This window comes from Pseudomonas sp. Irchel 3A5 (genome assembly GCF_900187575.1).
GTDB lineage: Bacteria > Pseudomonadota > Gammaproteobacteria > Pseudomonadales > Pseudomonadaceae > Aquipseudomonas > Aquipseudomonas folii.
The window spans coordinates 60,782-82,806 of sequence record NZ_FYDU01000014.1; the positions used below are offsets into that span (position 1 = coordinate 60,782).

The 22,025-nt window shown below is 57.2% G+C and carries 15 protein-coding genes and 1 pseudogene; 5 read left to right on the forward strand and 11 right to left on the reverse strand.

The annotated features are described in order from the left end of the window. Positions 1-91: 91 nt before the first annotated feature. From CKW31_RS21795 to CKW31_RS21820, 6 genes are all read right to left on the reverse strand, one after another. Complete coding sequence (locus CKW31_RS21795) at positions 92-1,288, reverse strand: EAL domain-containing protein (protein ID WP_095099939.1); 1,197 nt, start codon at positions 1,286-1,288, stop codon at positions 92-94. Continuing rightward, on the reverse strand, positions 1,285-4,101 hold the full coding sequence (locus CKW31_RS21800; protein WP_095099942.1) for a response regulator: 2,817 nt from the start codon (positions 4,099-4,101) through the stop codon (positions 1,285-1,287). The genes CKW31_RS21795 and CKW31_RS21800 overlap by 4 nt, the downstream gene beginning before the upstream one ends. A gap of 146 nt (positions 4,102-4,247) precedes the next feature. Continuing rightward, positions 4,248-5,189 (reverse strand): fimbrial protein, encoded by a 942-nt coding sequence (locus CKW31_RS21805; RefSeq protein WP_095099944.1) that lies wholly within the window; start codon positions 5,187-5,189, stop codon positions 4,248-4,250. Between the two features lie 241 nt (positions 5,190-5,430). Next, entirely contained in the window at positions 5,431-7,989 is a 2,559-nt protein-coding gene (locus CKW31_RS21810; protein ID WP_095099947.1) for a fimbria/pilus outer membrane usher protein, read from the reverse strand. 122 nt (positions 7,990-8,111) lie between these two features. Further along, the gene (locus CKW31_RS21815) at positions 8,112-8,855 is read right to left on the reverse strand and encodes a molecular chaperone (protein ID WP_095099950.1); all 744 of its coding nucleotides are present in this window, start codon (positions 8,853-8,855) and stop codon (positions 8,112-8,114) included. A gap of 47 nt (positions 8,856-8,902) precedes the next feature. Next, a complete protein-coding gene (locus tag CKW31_RS21820; RefSeq protein WP_095099953.1) occupies positions 8,903-9,427 on the reverse strand; it encodes a fimbrial protein in 525 nt (174 codons plus the stop codon). Positions 9,428-9,643: 216 nt separating this feature from the next. Between CKW31_RS21820 and CKW31_RS21825 the strand changes: the two are divergent. Next, a pseudogene (locus CKW31_RS21825) lies at positions 9,644-9,989 on the forward strand (DUF933 domain-containing protein); the annotation flags it as partial. Between the two features lie 53 nt (positions 9,990-10,042). Here CKW31_RS21825 and CKW31_RS21830 read toward each other — a convergent pair. The 3 genes from CKW31_RS21830 to CKW31_RS21840 all read right to left on the reverse strand — a co-directional run bounded on the left by CKW31_RS21830 (position 10,043) and on the right by CKW31_RS21840 (position 13,402). Beyond that, a complete protein-coding gene (locus CKW31_RS21830) occupies positions 10,043-10,618 on the reverse strand; it encodes a serine acetyltransferase (protein WP_095099956.1) in 576 nt (191 codons plus the stop codon). Further along, positions 10,615-11,826, reverse strand: coding sequence for an O-antigen ligase family protein (locus tag CKW31_RS21835; RefSeq protein WP_095099959.1), 1,212 nt, complete (start codon positions 11,824-11,826; stop codon positions 10,615-10,617). The genes CKW31_RS21830 and CKW31_RS21835 overlap by 4 nt, the downstream gene beginning before the upstream one ends. A 667-nt stretch (positions 11,827-12,493) precedes the next feature. Beyond that, positions 12,494-13,402 (reverse strand): LysR family transcriptional regulator, encoded by a 909-nt coding sequence (locus CKW31_RS21840; RefSeq protein WP_095099962.1) that lies wholly within the window; start codon positions 13,400-13,402, stop codon positions 12,494-12,496. A 145-nt stretch (positions 13,403-13,547) separates the two neighbouring features. On the opposite strand from CKW31_RS21840, the gene CKW31_RS21845 reads away from it, so the two are divergent. Genes CKW31_RS21845 through CKW31_RS21855 form a run of 3 tightly spaced genes read left to right on the forward strand, consistent with a single transcriptional unit; the run spans position 13,548 to position 17,122 of the window. Continuing rightward, positions 13,548-14,438 (forward strand): NAD(P)-dependent oxidoreductase, encoded by an 891-nt coding sequence (locus CKW31_RS21845; RefSeq protein WP_095099965.1) that lies wholly within the window; start codon positions 13,548-13,550, stop codon positions 14,436-14,438. Positions 14,439-14,441: 3 nt separating this feature from the next. Beyond that, positions 14,442-15,959 (forward strand): aldehyde dehydrogenase family protein, encoded by a 1,518-nt coding sequence (locus CKW31_RS21850; RefSeq protein WP_095099968.1) that lies wholly within the window; start codon positions 14,442-14,444, stop codon positions 15,957-15,959. Positions 15,960-15,964: 5 nt separating this feature from the next. Next, on the forward strand, positions 15,965-17,122 hold the full coding sequence (locus CKW31_RS21855) for a M20 aminoacylase family protein (protein ID WP_095099970.1): 1,158 nt from the start codon (positions 15,965-15,967) through the stop codon (positions 17,120-17,122). Positions 17,123-17,738: 616 nt separating this feature from the next. Here CKW31_RS21855 and CKW31_RS21860 read toward each other — a convergent pair. Next, positions 17,739-19,115, reverse strand: coding sequence for an L-serine ammonia-lyase (locus CKW31_RS21860; protein WP_095099973.1), 1,377 nt, complete (start codon positions 19,113-19,115; stop codon positions 17,739-17,741). A gap of 128 nt (positions 19,116-19,243) precedes the next feature. On the opposite strand from CKW31_RS21860, the gene CKW31_RS21865 reads away from it, so the two are divergent. Next, on the forward strand, positions 19,244-20,158 hold the full coding sequence (locus tag CKW31_RS21865; protein WP_027902858.1) for a LysR substrate-binding domain-containing protein: 915 nt from the start codon (positions 19,244-19,246) through the stop codon (positions 20,156-20,158). A gap of 182 nt (positions 20,159-20,340) precedes the next feature. Here the strand turns inward: CKW31_RS21865 and CKW31_RS21870 are convergent, their stop codons facing one another. Beyond that, positions 20,341-21,669 (reverse strand): DUF3100 domain-containing protein, encoded by a 1,329-nt coding sequence (locus CKW31_RS21870; protein ID WP_095099976.1) that lies wholly within the window; start codon positions 21,667-21,669, stop codon positions 20,341-20,343. Positions 21,670-22,025 lie beyond the last annotated feature (356 nt).

Genomic DNA, 22,025 nt, shown 5'->3' on the forward strand with positions numbered 1-22,025 from the left:
AGTGCTGCCGTTTATAAAGGGAATGTGGCAACGCCACTGCTTACAGCTTGATCGCCATTCCCTGGCATGCTCATGAATAGACAGTAGCAGATTATTTTAGTGCTGGCGGTTTGCCATCTTCGCGCAACAAATCAAGAAAAAGTTCGGGGGCAACCGCTGCACAAATCAGAAAACCCTGCACCTGATCACACCGAATCTTGCGCAAGAAGGCCAGTTCAGCCTGTGTCTCCACGCCTTCGGCAGTGACTGTCAGGCCCAGCTTGCTGCTGAGCTCGACGATGCTCTGTAAGGCGGCGGCCATGCTTTCGTTCTCGACACAACCACTGACCAATGATCGGTCAATTTTCAACTCACTGAACGGGGTGGAGATCAGGTTGAAATAAGAACTGAAGCCTTTGCCGAAATCATCCTGAGCCAGGCCAAAGCCCATCATTCGTAAGCGGCAGGCACCGGCGTAATAGGCACTGAGCGCTTGAGTGGTCGAGGTTTCCAGCAGCTCGAAACAGATTGTGCGTGGTTCGCCCCCCAGCGCCAGCACTCGGGCATAAAGCCGGTCGGACAGGTCATGACTGTCAAGCAAATGGGTCGGCAGGTTGATTGATACCGAAACCTCGTACCCCCGCTTGCGCCAGTGGCCTTGTACCTCGACGGTGCGCTCCAGCATCACCCAGAGCAACTCCTCGTCCAGCGCAAACCGCTCGATTGCAGCCAGGAAATCGCCGGGCATCAGCATTCCGAGTTGTGGGTGCAGCCAGCGAACTAACGCCTCGGCGCCGCAAATCCGTCCATCCTGTAACGACTTTTTGGGCTGAAACCAGGGCTGGATCTGACCGCTGCGCATGGCTTGCAGCAGCCGCTGGCGATCATGCCTTAACGGGCTGCCAATCGGTGCGCTGCTACGTTTGCGTAACGCATCAAGGCCCTCCCGTAAACGCAGGATCGCCGTCGCTTCCACCGGCTTGGAGATCAGCCCGATGACATTCAGGCCCAGGTTCTTGGCCGCCAGCCCGGCGCTGACCAGCATTCGCCGCGAAGCGACACTCATCAACGCCAAAGCAGGACAATCAGGCAGCCCGGCCAGTTTCTCGATCAGTTGTACGCCGTCCATACCGGGCATGAACAAGTCGCTAACGACCAGATCATAGTGGCTGGTACTCAGTCGCTTCAGCGCGGCCGGACCATCCCAGACCGCATCGACGTGAAAGCCCCCCAAATCGCTGAACAGGTGCAGCAAGTACTCATGTTGAAAGGGGTGGTCTTCAACGATCAATACCCGATAGAGCTTCAATTGCTGCTCCTTTGGTAGGGTTCAAGGCAGTTGTAAAGGGCGCGCAATGCAAACGGTTTGATCAGGCACTGATTCATGCCCGCCTCCATGCACCTGTCGCCTTCTTCGCGCATCGCATTTGCGGTGGCACCGATGATCGGCAGACTGCAATCCTGCCGACGTAACTGTGCGGCCAGCTCGTAACCGTTCATGCGCGGCATGTTGATGTCGGTGAGGATCAAATCGAAGGAAGACGTGTGCCACATTTCCAGCGCCGCAACGCCATCGTCAGCAAGCTCGACCGTACAACCCAACTCTTCCAGCTGGTCACGCAGAATCAGTTGATTGATTACGTTGTCTTCAGCCACCAGGACATGAATGCCGAGATTGAAGGCCGCACGGGTATCGTCCAGTGGCGCCTTCAATTCCACAGTCTGGCCCTGCGCCGAGGCCAGAGCCCGATGCAGCGCAGGCAGGCTGTTGAGGCTGACCGGCTCAAATGCCGAGCCAAGGGTGTCGCCATGAATATCGGTGGCCGCGACCACCCGGGCACCAGACCAATCCGGCGCGAGCGAGCCTTGCACGCGGCCCGGATGCACTTCGAGCAACACTGCAGCATCCGGCTGGTCGCTAACGCCGGGCACGCCGATTTGCGCCCTGGCGCCCCAGCGGCACAGCCAGCCGCAGAGGTTCTCGGCCAGTTCGCGAATCGGCGATACCACGTAGACCTGTTCTGGCAGCAATGGATTGGCGAACAGTGCGTGACCGAGAGTCGGCAACTGCTCCAGCGACAAATGCAACGTGAAGCTACTGCCCAGACCGGGCTCACTCACGACCCGCATACTGCCGTTCATCAAATGCATCAAGCGCTTGCAGATCGACAACCCTAAACCGGTGCCTGCTACCACATTGGTGTTGCCATCGGCCTGATAAAACGGCTCGAACAAGTGCTGCTGACTGTCGTGAGCAATGCCCTTGCCAGTATCAGACACCTGCCAGTGCAACGTGACCCGCTCACCGTCCCGGCTGTCGAGCCGGACCCGCAAGATGATCCGGCCGCTGTCAGTGAATTTCAGGGCGTTGTTCAACAGGTTGTTGAGGATCTGCCGGATACGGGTCACGTCACCGTTGAGCCAGTCCGGCAGTTGCGGATCGATACAGGCAAACAGCTGCAAGCCTTTGCTTTGTGCCGCTGCGGCGTAGCCCTGGATTACTTCCTCGATCAGCGCCAGGGGCGAGAAGCGACTGATCTCCAGCTGCAACTGACCGGCCTCAATCCGCGATACGTCCAACACATCGCAAATCAACTGCAGCAAGTTGGCGGATGAACCTTCGATGGCCTTCAGATAATTCTTCTGCTGTTCACTCAACGCCGTACGTGCCAGCAACTCAAGGGTACCCAGTACGCCATACAAGGGCGTGCGGATTTCGTGACTCATGGTCGCCAGGAACAACGTTTTGGCTTCGTTGGCCGCGTCCGCCATACGCCTTGCCTGCTCCAGCGCGACCTCCACCTGTTTGCGCGCGCTGATATCGCTGAACGCACAGATCAGCACGTCTTCGCGCTTGTACCGGGTGGGAGCGAAACTCAGGTACAAGTGCCGACCATCCGCCATCTGCAGCTCATCGGTGCTGTTCTGATCGATGTCGTCGAAACCGCGCCGAATCCAGCCATGACAGAGTTGCTGACGCTCGCTGCCGTCGCCCAGCCATTGCTGGGACAGCGGATTTTCCAGCACGACAGCGCCGTCCTGACGACGCAAGACACACAGCGCAACTGGCGCGATCTGAATCACTGCGCGGCTGAAGGCTTCACTTTCCACCAGTGCTTCGATGCGATGACCGGCGGGAATGATCAGCCGTTGATCAATACGCCGTACCAACCGATACATCAGCCAGGTAATGACCACGCACAACAGCAGGCAAATTAGAAACGGTAGACCCAGGACCGGCAGCAGCGAGCGCATCTCGATGGCGTACACGATCTGCCAGTCCGAATAACCCAGTTGCTTGCGGATCGCCAGGTGATCAGGCATCCAGCCATTGCCCACGAAACCAAAAGACTGCCTGGCGCTCAGTTGCTCAAGGGCCAACGACAGCGGACGCCGATCAGCACTGGCGAAAATCAGTTGACCTTCAGCGTCGAGCAACATGAATTGCCCGGCGCTCTCCTTGTGCAGGGCGCTCATAAGATCTGGCGACTCGACCTCAAAGCCTAGCCAGCCGGATTCGCTGCTGCGCTCGTCCAGGCGGGTAAAAATGTACAACGACGCATTCAACGAATGTTGGTCCGTGAGCCACAGGTCGTCGTCGGCGATATCGCCCTGATGATCGCCCAGACGCAAACGCGCCAGCACTGCGGCAGGGATCACAGGTACGGTGTCGCTGGCGGTGAAAAGACGCACGACTTCGCTGCTGTCAGCTTTGCCAACGTAGAGCAGATTGACCTTGTTGGTACGCAGGTAACTGACCGTTCGCTTGGTCAGCCAGAGGCTCCAGCTTTGGTCGCCAGCGCCCAAGCCGAAATGCACTTCCTCACCCTGCATGACGCTGGCACTGTTTTGCGGCGCGGTGACATTACGCACGGCGGCAAGGCCGAGTGTTTTCAGCAGTGTCTGGCGGCTGACGAAAAAACTCTGCGCATCGGAAATCGCCGCATTCATGTCACTGCGACGCAGAGAAATCTCCTCGCTCAGGCGGGCGCTCAGGTAGCTATAGATTCCGGCATAAAAACCCAGCACCAAGGCAATGGCGAACAAGTGCAACAGCTTGCGCGCAGCCTTGGGGGTCGAGAATGACGAGTCCAGCGGATCAATGAATTGACGTAGTTTCATGAGAGGTCGCGCTTTGTTCCTGATTCAGCGCTGTCGCGCAGCAAACGATTGGGAATGCTTTTCAATTCAAAGGATTGGTTTTTGTCAGGAGCAAAGTAAGCCTTATGTCCTTTGGCGGACATAAGGCGAATCTTAAAAAGCAGCGCTTATTGATAAGTGATGGTGAATTGCATGGACGCGTTGGCTGGACCGCCGGTAACCGTATTGGACGTTTTGTAGTAAGCAGCGCGCAGCGGGATCGAGTAGTTGCCGGAAGGCGGTGCGGTGCGAAAACTATGCACCTCGCCTAAAGCAATCGCACTATTGCTAGCGTTAGTGATCTGGATGCCGACCCCGGTCGCACCGCCAGTATCGAGCGCAAGAATGCCTTGTTTTGCATTGAACGCAGTGTTGACCGGGTCCAGCCGATAGCTGATTCCGCCTAGCCCACTCGGGCAGCTATTAAGCTGAATATTGAACGCTTTCTGCCCGGTGGTGCTGCCAACAGCGCCAAATTCGCTGCTGCGATGTTTGCCCAGGGCGACGTTGACTGATGGCGTCTGGCAGCTGACTTCGGTCAGTATCATTGCTCTGGACAAGCTCATCCTGACGACGTCCAGGCTGCCGAAACGAAACGTTCCTATAACGCCGCTCGCTACAGTGCCCGCTGAAACCGCACCGATTTTGACAATTTGCAGCGCATTGGTCGTGCCGTTGAGTCCCGCACCACCAGTAAGCGTCCCAGCGTCGGGGTGCCCATTCATTCTCCCTCCGTTATAGATCCAGCGCCAGCCAAGCCCAGTGGTCCCAATAGGCTGGGGATCAGACTTCTGCGTTGCCCCCCTGCTGTTGGAGATACCATACCCGTCACCAGCACACGTAAACCCCTGTACTCCCGATAGCGTTACCGCGCTGGATAGAAACACTACGGTCCCATTAGGCGTGTTCTTTGGCACAGCAAGGGTCGCGGGGACAGTGACATTGAAGGTCGAATTACTGTCTGGTCCCAGATAAGAACATGCCGCAAAACTTTGCCCGACCCAAAACAGCAGAACAAACGCACCCAGGCACCACTTGGCGGGGACGGGTTTCAGCAGAAAATCTTTCATGTGGACTCCTGTAAAAAACGCATAACTAACTGAGTTAAGCGCTCAAAAAATATAACTTACTGATTTTTAATGCTTTTCTGTAGGAGCTCACGAGCACGGCGAGGCAGCGATGGCATCCTTTCTGATACACCGCTATCGCGGCCTCGCGGTGCTCGTGCGCTCCTACAGGTCCCGTGTTTACTGCGCGACAGCGCAGCGGCGGCGATGCGGCGGAAACTCCTACGGTCCGGCGGGTGTTGGCTCAGCGCACTTTGCAGGTGGCTTTCATCTGTACGTAACCGCTTTGCGCCGAGTTGTGATCGCTGGGCAAGGCGTAGCTCAACTCGCAACTTTCGCCCGGTTTGCTGCCCCAACTGATCAGCAGTTCACCTTTGTTTTCGCTGGCCCGAATGAACAAACGCCCACCCTGCCCGACCATGGTCAGGAAGTTGCCTTGAGCATCTTTCACCTGAGCGCCCATCGGCAGGCTCTGTTTGTCGTCACGTACGACCTGCATGAGGATGGGCGTACCGCTGATGGTTTCGTACTTCACCAGACTGATCGCACCGAAGCGCGGCGCGATGGATTGCGAAGTGGTCTCGAGTTCAACTGTGTCGGAGGTGCCTTTCGGATCCAGGGCTATGTCGTTCTGGCGGTAAGGCATCAAGCCCGACACCAGCGCGTAGCCGCTGTCGTTGATCACTGCGTTCGAGGCGTTACCGACCCGGGCACCACTGGCACCCTCGGCTTTGACCAAGGCCATGGTTTCGCCCTGATCAGCGCTGAATGTCACCCCGCCTGCGTGAGCCACCAGACTGCCGCTCGCACCCACATTGGCCTGTTTGTAGCCATTGCCGGTATTCACACCTGCGCTCAGGGTGGTTTGTTCGGCGCGGTATTGCGCAGAGGAACCGGCGCTGGTGGTCGCACTTCCAGCGCTCTTGTCCGCCGAACCGTAGACGTTGTAATTAAGCTGATTGCGCTCCCCGGCGCTGCCACCCAATGCAACCTGAGTATTGCTGTCGCCGTTGTCGGTGTAGCGCATAGTGCTGCTGATGTAGTTGGAGCGCGTACGGCCAAACGGGATGTTCACACCAACCTGATACTGAGTCTGAAAAGCGCCGTTGAAGTCCCGTGTCCGACTGGCGCCCACGTTCAGCGAACCCCAGTTGTAACCATTGCTGTAACCGGCCTGATAGGTCACGTTGCTGCGCTGATCACCGCCCCAATAGTTCTGCGCCGAGCCGGTCACATAGACGTTGCCACGACGCTCACCCAGCGGCTGATTGATGTTCAGCTGGAAGCGGCTGCGTTGTCGATAAAGCGTGCCGGTGTCTCGACTGCGCAATTGCGCATAGTCGCTAAAATTCAAATAGCCTTCGCTCGAAAAGCGATACGCTGCCACCGTGAAGTTGGTCTGGGTGGAATCCAGCAACTTGCTGTAAGTCAGCCGATAGCTGCGCCCACGCATACTGGAATCGAGCGCTCCGGCGCTTTGCTCCAGACCTGTCGCACGGGATTCGGTGACATCCAGCGCCATTGCACCGAAGGGCGTGCTCCAGGCCGCGCCCGCCTGCACCGCCAGATACTGCTCGGCGATGATGCTGCCGGTGTAGGCGCTCCATCTGTCCGAGATACCGCGTTGATAGCTGCCCTGCACAAACTCCGGCGTATTGTTCAGGTATTCATCGCGGTAACGTCCCGCCGTGATGTTGAAACGTGTGGTACCAGGGCGCAGCAATTGCGCGACCGAGGCAAACGGCACGATAAAACTCCGGGTACGGCCGTCTGCCTCCGTGACGGTGACTGACAGATCCCCGGAATAACCGGTGCTGTACAGGTCATCAATCACAAACGGCCCCGGTGCGACCGTTGTTTCGTAAAGAATACTTTCACCCTGACGCACCGTAACCCGGGCATTGGTGTCCGCCACCCCCCTGATCGGCGGGGCAAAGCCGCGCATGGAATCTGGCAACATACGATCGTCGCTGCCGAGCTGCACACCACTGAAAGGCACGCTGTCGAACAACTCGCCGGGGGTGTAGTACTCGCCCATCGTTAGTTGCGATTTCAGGCCTGTGATATCGCGTTGTGCATAACTGCTGACCGCTTGATAACCCTTGCTTGACGGGCCTTGGGCAGATCGGTTGTAGCTGTACGAGCCGTTATGCCGCAGACGCCAGTCGCCCAGATTGACCCCGGTGTTAAGACCCAGATAAGACTGAGTACTGGCTACGCCCTGATTGTCGTTCTGGTAGAGATTTGCGTTGTAACCGACGAACGCAGCATTGATACCGCGATCCCAGTTTTTCGGGTCGACGTAGCCACGGGAGACTCGCTTCAAATAGGCCTGGGCAATACTCACGTCGGTGCGTAGCTCACTCATGTCCACCGCGACACTGATGTCGGGCGCCAGTAGTGACAGCTCGACGCATTCCGGGTTCTTCAGCAAATCCGCTTGTCGATCACGGTTTGGCAGAGCGTCAAGATTCAGGCCCCAGCGGGTCAGATCATCCAGTCTGAAGCAGAAATGAGCTTTCCCCGTCGCGCTATCCTTACGCACCGTCAGCAATTCGCGCCCCTGCCAGTTGCCGTTCAAATACAGGTCAACGCGATAACCGCCCGCCGCAAGAGGATTGCCATTTTCGAACTGGGATACATCCACCGCTCGTCCTTGGCTGTCAGTGATGAAAGCGGGGTTGAAGTCCACATGCTCGCTGTCGTCTGCCAAAACACTGCAAGGCAGCATCGTCAGCAAAACAAAAAGCGCACACGGCTGCCGCACCCTGAGGCGCATGGCCGGGCAGATAAAATCAAACATGAGTAGTCATCCTGGACAGGCTTGCATCATCAGAGCAAGCAGCAGAGGTCCAGCCTGTCTGGCCGGAGTTAGCGAAAATGGCGGTCAGCGTGCTCAGCCGAAACCGTAAGCACCGCGTGCAATCAATTGCTGAGGCGGGTATCGACGGACTTGCTTGAGCCGTAGTCGGTGATCCATTCGTAACGAAGGGTCAGTTGCCCGGATGGCATGGTTTTCAAGTCCTCCAGCAGGAAATCTTCAGCACCTCGTGGCAGGATCATTCCGCCCTTGCTGCTGTAGGTCTTGCCCGCCACCACCAGCTCAGTCTTGTTATAAGAGACGCTGAACGCGGTTGGATTAGAGCCGCGCAATACGACGCCGTTGGCGGTTGGAACCAGCTTCCAGCTCACCGCGGCGGGTGCATCTTCGGCATAACCCTTCAATTGCTCCGGGCGGTAAAAGAGTTTGATCCGTGACCGGTAGGCCAGTTGAACAAAGTTGCTGTCGGCATTTTTCGGGTTGGGCGGAACATCCAGAACGTTCAGCCAGAACACCGATTCGACGTCTGTCGGCAATGGGTCATGGGTATAAGTGATACGCAGGGTCTGCGAACGCCCTGCCGAAATCCGCACAATGGGCGGCGTCAGCAAAAAAGGCGCGTCAGCCTGATCGGGACGCGACTGTGGGTCTCCCCGGTCAATCCAGGCCTGAACCAGAGAAGGCTCCTGCCCAACGTTATCGAGTTTGAGAGTGATTTCCCGTTCGCTGGCCGGATACACCACACGAGTGCCTGAAATCACCACGTTGGCCGATACGGGTGAAATCCCGATAACAAAAAATGCACTGCACAGCGCACACGCGGCACGCTTGAGGAAAGAAGTTTTCATAAGATTGGCTCGATCAACGCCCGGGGCTAGGCCCCGAGCGCACGGGATCAGTTGTAATCCATGGAGAACTGGACGTTGGACGTGACCTGACCGGCAGTAGCGGCGGCGGTAGCGGCGACGTACTGCGCGTAGAACTGCAGGTTGGCTGCTTTATCAGTGACAGCGGTCGACAACGAACCCGCATTGGTTTGCAGGTTGATCGGCGCGTAGTTCGCGTTGAGTATCTGGATCTGAGCGTTGGAACCGTTTGCAGTCTGGTTAATCAGGTTGCCGGTGGCGGCATCGACCGAAGCGCCCTGTTCGAAGCGCACCAACGCGCTCGTGCCGGTGCAGGCAGTCAGCGCCAGGGTGAAACCGGTACGCCCGGCGGTTTGACCGACTGTGGCCAGTGATGAAGCAGCAACCCGTGGCAGGGCGACAGTCTTGGCCGACGTGCCAGTGGTGTTGCCTTCGATGGTACAAGTCTGGCTGCTGATTTCGCCGGTAAAGTTGATGGTCCCATCCGCTGCCGAGGCGTTGAACGAAGAGGCAACTGCGGCCATCGCACCAAGCGCTAGTAAAGTCTTTTTCATATCGAACTCCGCTGATCAATCAAAATTCAGCAACAGACGTTGTGCCTGCTGCCGGGCTATTGAGAGACGCAATCTTAAGGAGCTGACCGAATGATCAGAATCAGACGATTCTTAAAGTGCTGGTTGGGTGGTGCGGCGGGGGTGAGTCTGTTGGAGCTGAGCTTGCTCGCGATAGACCTAGAGGCAATGGACCTGATCTGCGGCGTTCTTATTGCAGGCAAGCCTGCTCGCAGCCTGATGAAGAGCATGAGCCCTGACGAAAAAGCAGTGATTCGTGGCTTCCACCTGCTGACCAACAAGCCGGTCATCTACATCGCCAACTTTGCTGAAGACGGTTTCGAGAATAACCCGCTGTTGGACGTCGTTCGCGCCATCGCCGAAGAGGAAGGCGCAATGCTGGTGACGGTCTGCAACTAACGACTTCATCCAGCACAAGGGTGAAGCCGGTGCCAAGGAAGCTGGCAAATGGCGCCTGGAGGGCAAGGATTACATTTTCAAAGACGGCGAGGTTCTGCACTTCGCTTTAACGTCCAAGCCAGCCGTGATTTATCACGGCACTTGATGTCTACCCCGCCGTAATCGTCATCAGCTCGAGGAGGATAATGGATTGAAAGTTTATTTTTGCAGTCGACCAAGCAACTCCTGATCATAGGGGATGGACTCGCCAACTCGCCGATTAAAAAAAACAGTATTGGATGGGATGCTTTTATTTACAAAAGTGCATGCCCCTACGACGACGTTATCCCCGATCTGGATGTCATCGGAAATGACGCAGGCATGAGCCTGGATCCTCACGCCATCCCCAATAATCAACCGCACTTGCTCAGCATTCCCCTTAACGCCAATGGTGGACCCCTGCCAGATTCTGAAGTCTTTACCGATAACGGCGTATGACGTAATGACGATTCCACTCAGATGAGCGATCCACAGCCCCTCATCGATCTGCGCCCCCAACATGATTTCCACATTGTATTTACGGCTGAGCTTTTCATTGAGCAGCTTTGCACGGCGTCTCCAGAACTTGGAACGCGAGGTATTGAGTACGTAAGCCAGGCGAAACCAGAACAGGTAGGTCGACCTGTTGCTCCGTCGGCACTTCACATACAAACGTTTCCAACTGAAGGGCTTATCCAGCCCCCCAAGCACCTCAATGTGCCAATAGCGCATCGCATTTTTGAGCAGTCCAGTCATGCAATGGGCGCCTCTGAACGCGTCCTTGTCAGCCCTGAGCCGATAGAAAGCACCAAACCTACCGGCATCCAGAACACAAGCCAGTAAACACCTGGGCGACTCATGACTGTATGGTAGTTGAACAGGGCCGTCAGGACTGCAAACACGAGAAGTGGGAAGCCAACTGTTCCAAGCGGGAAATTCCAGTTACTTTTATTCAGAGAACGCGCCAGCACAAAACCTATCATGAGCAACAACAGTAGTGCGCCTCCCAACCCAAACTCATAAAAGAATTGCAAATACAGATTGTGCGCCTGCGTCCAGCAATACCCACTATCGATGCAAACATTAAATTTGTTGCCCGCTCCCGCGCCAGCCAACCAAAAGTTAGGGAGCCGCTTTAGCCAATCATGCCAAATCAAATCCCTATAACTAAAACCGCGGTCGGTCTGTTCCAGCATCATCGGTGACAACCAGATCAAAATAAGTACAACAAAAGCAGCGGTAGCAGCCAACCATTTTCTCGGGCGGTGGTCATGGTGGAATGCAATCGATGCTCCAATAGCTGCTCCATACCCCAACCAGACACCTCGTGACAGTGTGCAGTACAGATAGAGCGATAGCGCGAGCACACATACGCCGTAGACGATCGTCACAAAGCGGCTGTAGCGCTTGGTCAATAGTTGGTGAAAGCCGTACACAGCAAAGAGACCATAATAGAGAGCAGCAATAATTGGATTTTTGAAGTCGGCGTAGTCTTTATAGCCTAGTTTTTGAATGCGCTGGCCATCGAAAAACATATGTGGATCCACGTAAAAAAAAGTGTACACCAAGCTGACCAACGCAAAAATACCGGCAATCACAAACACTGCATCGAAGCTTTTCTCCATCAAATTTCTATCAACCAAAATCTTGATAGCAGTGACGTACAAGAGAATATATAAACCGGTCTTGAGTTGATCCCAGCCTGATAAAGCTGAAGTCGGATTAAACGCTGCGACCAGCACGGTAAACCCCAATAGAACCAGAAGAGGTAAATAGCGTTTACTGCGCAAGGATTCGCGCACTCGGCGGTCAAGAAAAATCAGCATCAACGCCGGTAAAAACAGGGTCAGGTTTGAGATGGTCGTAAATCTACTGCCATCTGAGATGTAAAGCATTCCGCTGATGTGTACAGTAAATCCCGCGAACAAAAGATAAAGAAAAAAGCTGGATACAGCCGCTACCATAAAAACCTCTTAACACTGCTCATACGCCCGCTCCCGTCCGCCAGGAGGCGACCCAACATGAGGTTTGGAAAAATCATTGGATACTGACGTATCAGAGCGTCAATGCCTGATGATGCCTGATTGATTAACCAGATGGATACAATCGATAAGACGTCATACAGCGTCATTTCTTTGGACGCACGTGCGCATTTTCTTCCGAGGACTGGTTGCATGGGGTGTACGGTGTACGCCGTTGATGCGTTGAGCGCTCGAAATCGGTCAGTGCCAGCGACAGGCGCAGTATGCAATGAACGTCTCCGGTGGAATATTGAAATATGGATTTTGCAGGCATGCAGCAATACTCCATGCGACGCTCGAGATTGGCTGCGCATTCTAGTCAGATGTATCAACCCTGTGAAGGTGTGGATGAGGTGCCCACGCTCACCAATCTTGATGATCCCACTCATGCTATCTGCCCGACAGCACCGTGATCGGCATTAGATATAAGGTGGACGTGGCGAAGCTGTTGAGCGCAGGCTGGAGTTGAACAGAGCGGAGGCTGTTTGGGCGTGAAGTCTCCTCCCAGCAGGAAGGCGTCTAATGTGCGATGCAAATGTGTCAGGCAAATCTCCATCGCGGCCTCGCGGTAGTCATGCTACAGAGAAATAGCATTCCAGTTCATCGCCCTTCACTTCCCGTTAAACGCCGTCATGTCCTGCTGCAACAGCCCCAGCAATCGGCTCGATCCAACGCTCAATTGCCTGCCCAAACGGCTGATGATGTGCACCTGTGACTCACTGAACACCTCGGACTCCAGTGGCAACGCGATCAGCTTGCCGCTCGCCAGTTCATCCACCACCACAAAGGTCGGCAACAGCGTTACACCGCCGCTCATGGCAAAGCGTTTGAGCATGGCGAAGGTGTTGCAGGTCAGGGTCGGCATCAGGGAAACGCCGCACTGCTGTTCGGCCTGAGTCAGTATCTGGCGGATGCCGTAGGAAACCCCGAGCAGCCCCAAGCGATAGCTATCCAGACCTTTCAAGGGAATTAGGCCTTCGTGCTGCGCCAACGGATGGTCGGGGCTGACCATTACACAGACCGGCTGTTTCTGGTGGGCATGGGAGCGGATCTTCGGGTCAGCGGGCGGATTGAATACCAGGCCGATGTGCGCCTCGTCTTCTACTACCTGACGGATCACTTCGTTGGTGCCGCACACATTCACTTGCAGCTCGACCTTGGGGTACAGCGTCGAGAATTTCGTCAGCGGCTCGGTCAGGCCATCGATGAAGCCTTCACCAATTGCCAACACCACCGAACCACTCTGCAAACCGCGCAACGCTTGCAGCGACTCCAGCAAAACCTCCTGCTGTGAAAGTCGCTGACGGTAATAAGCCAGCACGCGATCCCCCGCCTCGGTCGGCTTCACCCCACGGCGATGGCGCTCAAGCAACGGAGCACCCAACTCATGCTCAAGCTGGGCAATCTGCCGACTGACTGCGGAGGGCGCAACGTCGAGAAAGTCCGCGGCAGCACGAACACTGCCCAATCGCACAGCCTCGAAGAAATAAAGAATGCGTCGATCCTGAACCAGACTCATGGGCCACCTGCGTTGCTTTCAACGCAACAAAAATGAATTTGGTGATTATTGCTGTGTGTGCAGAGCGGTGTCCATACTCGGATCATCTGCCGACAACCACTGACGGTGCGACGTAGCCTGTCAAACAGCTAAGCGAGCATTCTGAATGACTTTAAAAATAGGCGTGATTGGATTGGGCAATATGGGCGGCGGAATGGCTGCAACCCTCGCCAGCAAAGGTTTCGACGTAAGCGGCTTTGACCTGTCGCAAGCGGCACTGGAAATCGCCGAAAGCAAAGGCGTCAAACCGGTGACCGATCGCACCGCGCTGATCAAGCAAGTAGACGTGCTGATCCTGTCGTTGCCAAAAGCCGAACACGTCGAATCGGTTTGCCTGGGCGCTGAAGGCGTGCTGCAACACGGTAACACTGGCCTGATCGTGGTTGATACCACCACTTCTACCCCGGAAGCCAGCCGCAAGGTGGCCGCCGCTCTGCTGCAAAAGAACATTGGTTTCATCGACGCGCCGGTTTCCGGCGGCCCTAAAGGTGCTGCCACCGGCACCATGTCCATGGTGATCGGCGCAGAAGACGCGGACCTGGAAAAAGTCTTGCCAATACTGGAAGGCATGAGCGGCACGCGGGTTCACGTCGGTAAATGCGGCGCAGGCAACGTGGCCAAGATCGCCAACAATATGCTCGCCGCCTGCCACCTGATCAGCACCGCAGAAGCCGTGAGCATGGCCGCCAAGGCTGGCGTCGACCCGGAAAAACTCATGCTCGGTCTGAACGCCGGTTCCGGCCGCAGCGGCGCCACTCAAGTGATGTTCCCGACCTGGGTGCTGAACAAAACCTACAACTCCGGCTTTACCATGGGCCTGATGCGCAAGGACGTCGGACTGGCCAGCGATCTGGCTGCGAGCCTGGATATGGACCTGCCATTGGCGCGCATCGTCGCCCAACTGTGGGCCGCCAGCAGCGAAACGCTGCCGGATGGTGAAGACTTCAACTGCATCGTTCAGCGGACCGATGCCCAGCTGTTCGGCAAAGGGGAATAACCGATGAGCACGCAAAAATTGCTGGACTTGATGCGCCCGTACTGGGGCGACCGCAACACCGTAGCCAGCTATGTCGGCGGCGAATTCGTCGAAGGCCATGGCGAACCGGTGGAAGTGCGTAACGCCCACGACGACAGCCTGATGCTGAGCTTCCCTGATGCCGACGCATCGCTGGTAGAAACCATCGACGCCGCGGCGAAAACCGCTCAGGCACAATGGGCAGCCCTGACGGCTCAGGCCCGTGGTCGTTTGATGTATCAGGTCGGCGCGCTGATTCGTCAGGAAGCCGCCAATCTGGCGCAGATCGAATCCATCACCGCCAACAAGCCAATCCGCGACGCCAATGTTGAAGTGGCGAAAGTCGCCGAGATGTTCGAGTACTACGCCGGTTGGGCTGACAAGCTGCACGGCGAAGTGATCCCGGTACCAACCTCGCACCTGAACTATGTGACCTATGAACCACTGGGCACGGTGCTGCAAATCACCCCTTGGAACGCACCGATTTTCACCTGCGGCTGGCAGATCGCACCGGCGATTACGGCCGGTAACGCGGTGATCCTCAAGCCGTCCGAGCTGACCGCCCTGTCTTCGTTGGTGGTTGCTGTCCTGATCGAACGCGCCGGTGTGCCGAAAGGTCTGGTCAATGTGGTCGCTGGTTTCGGTCACACCATCGGCCAAGCGCTGATCGCCAAGGCTGATATTCGCAAAGTGGTGTTCGTGGGTTCGCCCGCCACTGGTCGTCACATCGCCACCGCCGCTGCGCAACGTTGCATTCCGTGTGTACTGGAACTGGGCGGCAAATCGGCAAATATCGTTTTCGAAGACGCAGATCTGGAGGTCGCCCTGCGCGGCGCTCAGGCCGCGATTTTCTCCGGCGCGGGTCAAAGCTGCGTGTCCGGTTCGCGTCTGTTGGTGCAGGAATCGATTTTCGAGCGCTTCACCACTGCGCTGGCCGCAGCGGGTAAACAATTCAAAGTGGGTGACCCAAGCGACCCGGAAACCCAGATCGGCCCGATCAATAACGCCAAGCAATATGCACACGTAAAGAGCATGGTCGAAAACGCGCTCCAGGACGGTGCAACGCTGGTCGGTGTCGACGCTGACCCGCTGCCGAACGTGCCGGGCTATTACGTTAACCCAACGGTGCTGGCTGGCGACAACGCGCTGAACTGCGCGCAGGACGAAATCTTCGGTCCGGTGGTCGTGGCGATTCCGTTCAAAGATGAAGCAGAAGCGATCCGCATCGCCAACGACAGCCGCTTCGGTCTGGCGGGCGCCGTGTGGACTCGTGATGTCGGCCGCGCTCACCGCGTAGCCAGACAAGTGCGCGCCGGAACCTTCTGGGTCAACGGTTACAAGACCATCCACGTCAGCTCGCCTTTCGGCGGCTACGGTGACAGCGGCTACGGTCGCTCGTCCGGCCTGGACGCACTGCGTGAATACAGCGAAGTCAAAAGCGTCTGGGTCGAAACGGCTGCCGTACCTGCGGTCAGCTTCGGTTACGGCGCGAGTCTGGAGTGAATCTGATGAAGCTATCCCAAACGTTGATCGAAGACGCCACGGTATGGCGTCGCGACTTCCACTCAGCCCCGGAGTTGGGCTTTGAAGAACTGCGCACCTCAGATCGGGTTGCGCAGTTGCTCGAAAGCTTTGGTATAGAAGTGCACCGCGGCCTGGGCGGCACGGGCGTAGTTGGCACCTTGCGCACCGGCCAAGGCCCGAGCATCGGCATTCGTGCCGACATGGACGCTTTGCCGATTCAGGAGCTGGGCACTCACTCCCATGCGTCCACGCACAAAGGCTGCATGCACGCCTGTGGTCACGACGGTCACACGGCGATTCTGCTGGCCACCGCTCGCCATCTGAGCGAGACCCGTAACTTTAAAGGCACGGTGTATTTCGTGTTCCAGCCTGCCGAAGAAAACCTCGGCGGCGCGGGCAAAATGATTGATGACGGGTTGTTCGAACGCTTCCCGATGGACGCTATTTACGGCCTGCACAACTGGCCTGGCGCACCGGCCGGTCAGGTGATCATCAATCCGGGGCCGATGATGGCTTCGCTGGATACCTTCGAAATCACCCTGACCGGCAAAGGCAGCCACGCAGCCATGCCGGACAAAGGTGCCGACCCGATCGTCGCCGCTGCGCAACTGGTGCTGGGCCTGCAGACGATTGTGTCCCGCCGTCTTTCTCCGCTGGATTCGGCGGTGGTCAGCATCACTCAGTTCAACGCTGGTGAGGCGATCAACGTCATCCCGGAAACAGCGGTGCTGCGCGGGACGGTTCGCTGCCTGCAAACCCCGGTGCGGGACAAGGTCGAGAAGTTGATTGGCGAATTCGTCGAGCAACTCCCAATCGCCTTTGGCGTAACCGGCAAGCTGGCTTACAAAGTGGGCTATCCGGTCACCGAGAATAACGTTGACGCTGCGGCGACGATTCGTCATGCAGCCATAACGGCGGTGGGCGAGGAAAACGTTCAGTGGGGTTGCAACCCGTCCATGGCGTCCGAAGACTTCGCCTACATGCTCCAGGCTCGCCCCGGCGCTTATATCTGGCTGGGCGTGGACGGCGAAAAACCATCAGCGGCGCTGCACAACCCGTATTACGACTTCAACGATCAAGTGATCGGCGCGGGCGTGGCGGTGTGGACGAAGCTGGTGGAGCAGGAATTGGCTGCGGGCTGAGAAGCCGGCAGCACCGCCATTCTCTGATTGAAATGAAATCCCTGTGGGAGCAGAGCAAGCTCTGCCCCCACAGATTCTGCGCCATGCCAAATATTGGCGCGACGTGGGACCGGCTTTAGCCGGGAAGAGGCCGTGACAGACGCTGAATCTTCATCGGCAGAAATACCGCTTTCCCGGCTAAAGCCGGTCCCACGTCGTCAATCAGCTTGCTGGCCAACATAGAATCTCCCACAGCAACCGCATTTCAAGCTGGATTAACACTCCACCCACTTGACCGCCAGCCCACCCCGAACGCCGCCCGGCCGGTCCTACGGGATTGCGTAAAGCCTGTGGGAGTTGGGCTTGGTCTGGGCGGCATTCCGACGATAAACGATCACGCGGTATAGCTTCTGGCTGCGTCTCATGCATCGCGAGCAAGCTCTGCTCCCACAGATTCTGCGCCATGCCAAATAGTGGCGCGATGACGTGGGACCGGCTTCAGCCGGGAAGAGGCCGTGACAGACGCTGAATCTTCATCGGCAGAAATACCGCCTTCCCGGCTAAAGCCGGTCCCACGTCGTCAATCAGCTTGCTGGCCAACATAGAATCTCCCACAGCGACCGCATTTCAAGCTGGATTAACACTCCACCCACTTGACCGCCAAACCACCCCGTGACGTTTCCTTGTACTTCTCAAGCATGTCCGCGCCGGTGTCGCGCATGGTGCGGATGGCGTGGTCAAGGGAGATGAAATGCTCACCGTCGCCCCGCATGGACATTTGTGCGGCGTTGATTGCTTTCACAGCTGCAATCGCGTTGCGCTCGATACAGGGTATTTGCACCAGACCGCCCACCGGGTCGCAGGTCAGGCCCAGGTTGTGTTCCAGACCAATCTCCGCAGCATTTTCCACCTGCTCCGGCGTTGCGCCGAGAATCTCTGCCAACCCCGCAGCTGCCATTGCACAGGCAGAACCGACCTCGCCCTGACACCCCACTTCCGCACCAGAAATCGACGCGTTCTTTTTACACAGAATGCCCACCGACGCCGCGCTCAAGAAGAACCTTACGATGTCATCTTCGTTGGCATCCGGATTGAATTTCATGAAGTAATGCAGCACCGCCGGGATGATCCCCGCAGCGCCATTGGTAGGCGCCGTCACCATGCGCCCGCCTGCTGCGTTTTCCTCGTTAACCGCCAGGGCGAACAGGTTGACCCATTCCATGGCGCTGAGAGTCGAGCTGATCACGTTGGGCTTGCCCAGCTCCTGCAAACTGCGATGCAGCCGGAAAGCACGCCGCCGCACATTCAGGCCACCGGGCAAGATGCCCTCTTCCCTCAGCCCTTTGTTCACGCAGTCCTGCATAGCGCCCCAGATATGAAGGATCCGCGAGCGGATTTCCGCTTCGGTGCGCCAGACTTTTTCGTTCTCCATCATCAGTGCAGAGATGCTCAAACCGTGCTGCTTGCACAGACGCAACAACTGCGCGCCGCTGGAGAAATCGTAAGGCAGTTGAGTGGTATCGCTATCCAGAACGCCGCTGGCGGCCTGTTCAGCATCGACCACAAACCCACCGCCCACCGAATAATAAGTCTGCTCATACACTTCGCCAGTGGCACCATAGGCGCAGAGCGTCATGCCGTTGGGGTGATAAGGCAGGCTTTCCTCCAGCAGGCGCATGTCGCGCTGCCACTCGAACGTAATGCGCTGCTCACCGCCGAGCAGCAGAACTTGTTGCTCCAGCACTGCATCTACACGAGGTGCAACCAACGCCGGGTCAACCTGATCAGGCCACTCGCCCATCAGGCCGATGACCGTCGCACGGTCACTGCCGTGACCAATGCCGGTGGCCGACAACGAGCCATATAAACGCACCTCGACGCGCTCGACCTTGCTCAGCAGATCCAGCTCGCGCAATTGCACGGTGAAGATCGCGGCAGCACGCATGGGCCCTACCGTATGCGAACTGGAGGGGCCGATGCCGATTTTGAACATGTCGAAGACGCTGATAGCCATACGGTTTGCTCGATTCGTGAGAGGCTGTCAGCCTCGAAAGACACTTTGTTATGTGCAGGTATTTTTAGGCTCCCGCCAAGCGATCCACAAACGAAACTTCCTAAGCCATGGTTAAGCAGAACTGATAGATGAGCAAAATCCTCAACGCGCAAATGCACGCATGGCTCCAGGTCTTCGCCTGTGCTGCCCGACACCTGTCGTTTACCCGCTGCGCGGACGAACTGCATGTGACGCCCGGTGCGATCAGCCAGCAGATGCGCCAGCTCGAAGAACGACTGGGGTTTGCGCTGTTCCATCGGGTCGGTCGTGGTCTTGAGCTGACCGCCGAAGGACAACGACTGGCCATCGTCGCCAACGAGGTACACAGCCGTATTGATGATGAACTGCGGCTGCTGCATTCGGGACGTATCGGCGGCGTGTTCAAGTTGCGCTGCATCCCTTCGTTCCTGAGCAAATGGCTGATGCCGCGCCTGCCGCAACTGGAACAGGCGTTTCCGGACATTCAGCTACGAATCATCGCCGAGGACAGCAGCGGCTCGTTGCGCGATGACGATTTCGACCTGGCAATTGACCTCAACGACGGCAGCTATCCGGGCCTGATGACCACCTCGCTGCTGGAGGAAGAGTTATTCCCGGTCTGCTCCCCCGCATTACAAGCAGGCAAGCCGCCGCTGGATACTCCCAGCCAGTTGGTGCATTACCCACTGCTGCACGACATCACCGCGTGGCGCGGCAGCTATGAGTACGCCGAGTGGGAGTTTTACCTGAATGCCATCGGCGCCTCAGGCATCGATGTACGTCGGGGCCACACGTTCAATCGCAACCACCTGACCATTGAGGCGGCGATCATGGGCATGGGCGTGGCGATTGCGCGCAAGGCGCTGATCACCAATGAGCTGGAAGAAGGCTCGCTGATCATCCCGTTCGGCCACCCGATTGCAGCGCGCAAGAAGTATGTACTGGTCTACCGCGAAGGCGCCCTGCAAACCCCGGCACGGCGGGCGGTGCATGATTGGTTGGTGGAGCAGGCGTTGGGGATGTGATGGGTTCATACTTTCTTCGACATTGGTGATGACCTGTGGGAGCGGTGCTTGCCCGCGATGCATGAGACGCAGTCAGAAGCCACACCGCGTTATCGTTTATCGCGGGCAAGCACCGCTCCCACAGTCATCATTCACAACTAAGAATCATTGAAAGAGCTCAGTCATCATTCAGCGCTCAAGAGTCAGTGAAAGAACTCAGCAATCAGCACCGCACCAATGAACGTACCGAAGTTGGCCAGGAAAGACACCAGCACGATGCGCCAGCCCAGCAAACGGAACGCTGGCAGGTCCTTGGCCACCGACAGACCGGCGAACGCCAGCATCGGCGTGATGACCGCAAGCATGTTGATCGAGCCGACCATCTGCGCGATTTCCGCAGCCCAAGGGCAGGCTGGCGAAGTCATGAACATGGCGACCAGAGACACGGTGCACACCGCCGGGATCTTGCGGCGCAGGGCAACGCAGATCATTTCGCCAATGAACACCGCCAGGATCATCACCGCGATACCCCCGAAGGCCGCTGGCGACAGCGTCTTGTAGCCGACATAGTTGGCGATCAATGCCAAGGCACCGGCTGCCACCCACGCGCTGATCCGTCCACCCCAACCCAGTTCCTTGACCTCAAGAGACACCTGATCGTGCTTCAGACCCGTGCTCATCACTGACGCCTTGGTCGTACGGCCAATGATCGGCTCCAGTACGCGGTAGCCCCAGACCGCCAACGGCAAGGAAATGAACAGCGTGAAGTAAGTGCCGATGGTGGTGGTGATCAGGTTCGACGCAGCCGCGAGCGCCATGACTTCCTTGGCCACTTCCGGCGTCTGCTGCGCAGCGATCGCGCCTGCTGCAGCAGCCATCATGCTGCCGGAACCGATGCCTGAGCCCATCGCCAGCGAGTTGGGATGGAAAATCCCGAGGCTGGTGATAAAACCTGCAACGATGGCGATGAACAACGCACCAAACAATGTCCCGGTCAGGTACTCGGCCAGAACACCGCGACCTTCCGGGGAATCCATGCCGTAGCGTTCACCAATGATTGCAAGGCTTGGCTCACGACCGACAGAGAACGTCGCACCAATCGCTTCGCGCTTGATACCCAGCATCAACGCCACCGGCAGACCGAGAATCACGGTGCCGACAAAGTGCCCGAACTCCTGGAACAACAGCGCCCAACCCGAAGCAAACACCAGCGGCAACGAACCGCCGACGACCATGCCCAGTTTGGCGATAAACACCAACAGCGCCGGTTGCAGGATGGAAGCGGAACGTACTTGATCGCCGAGGCTCAGGCCGATCGAGCCCGGCATGCGACGGCTGAAGATGCCGATACCCGCGCCGATCAACAGCGCCCAGACCATCGGCAGCAGAACGACTTTGCCAGGGCCGAGGGGAATACTGATCGCACCGATTGCCTCGGCCACCACGAGAATGACCGCCGCCCAGATGTACAGTTTTACGGTCGATGAAACGGCACGGTTTTCGCCCAGTGTCGCAGCGTGAGAATGTTGCATGGTTGTCCCCTCACCTGTTGGCCAATCGTCATGCGGCTGGCCAATAGTTGTTGTTTTTTCAGGAGGTGCCGACGGCACCCAGGGCAGATTCAAAGTCCATGTCAGGCATGGAGACTCGCATGCTGCGAGCGGAAAAACTTGATGCTCTCGCCTGCTTTATGACGCCCCTTGTGAGGGTTGCTCCGTCAGCAGATCCGGCCTTTGCGCCCCCGTCTGGTGGCGTCGGGGTACGGTTCGAGTATGGGTAGGGAGAGGACACGCACCAATATTACAGAATGAATTTATTGTTGCCTAAAAGAGAACACCGGATGGGTCGCGAGCTCTGCGAAAAAAACTGATGTTTGCCCGCGAAAGGC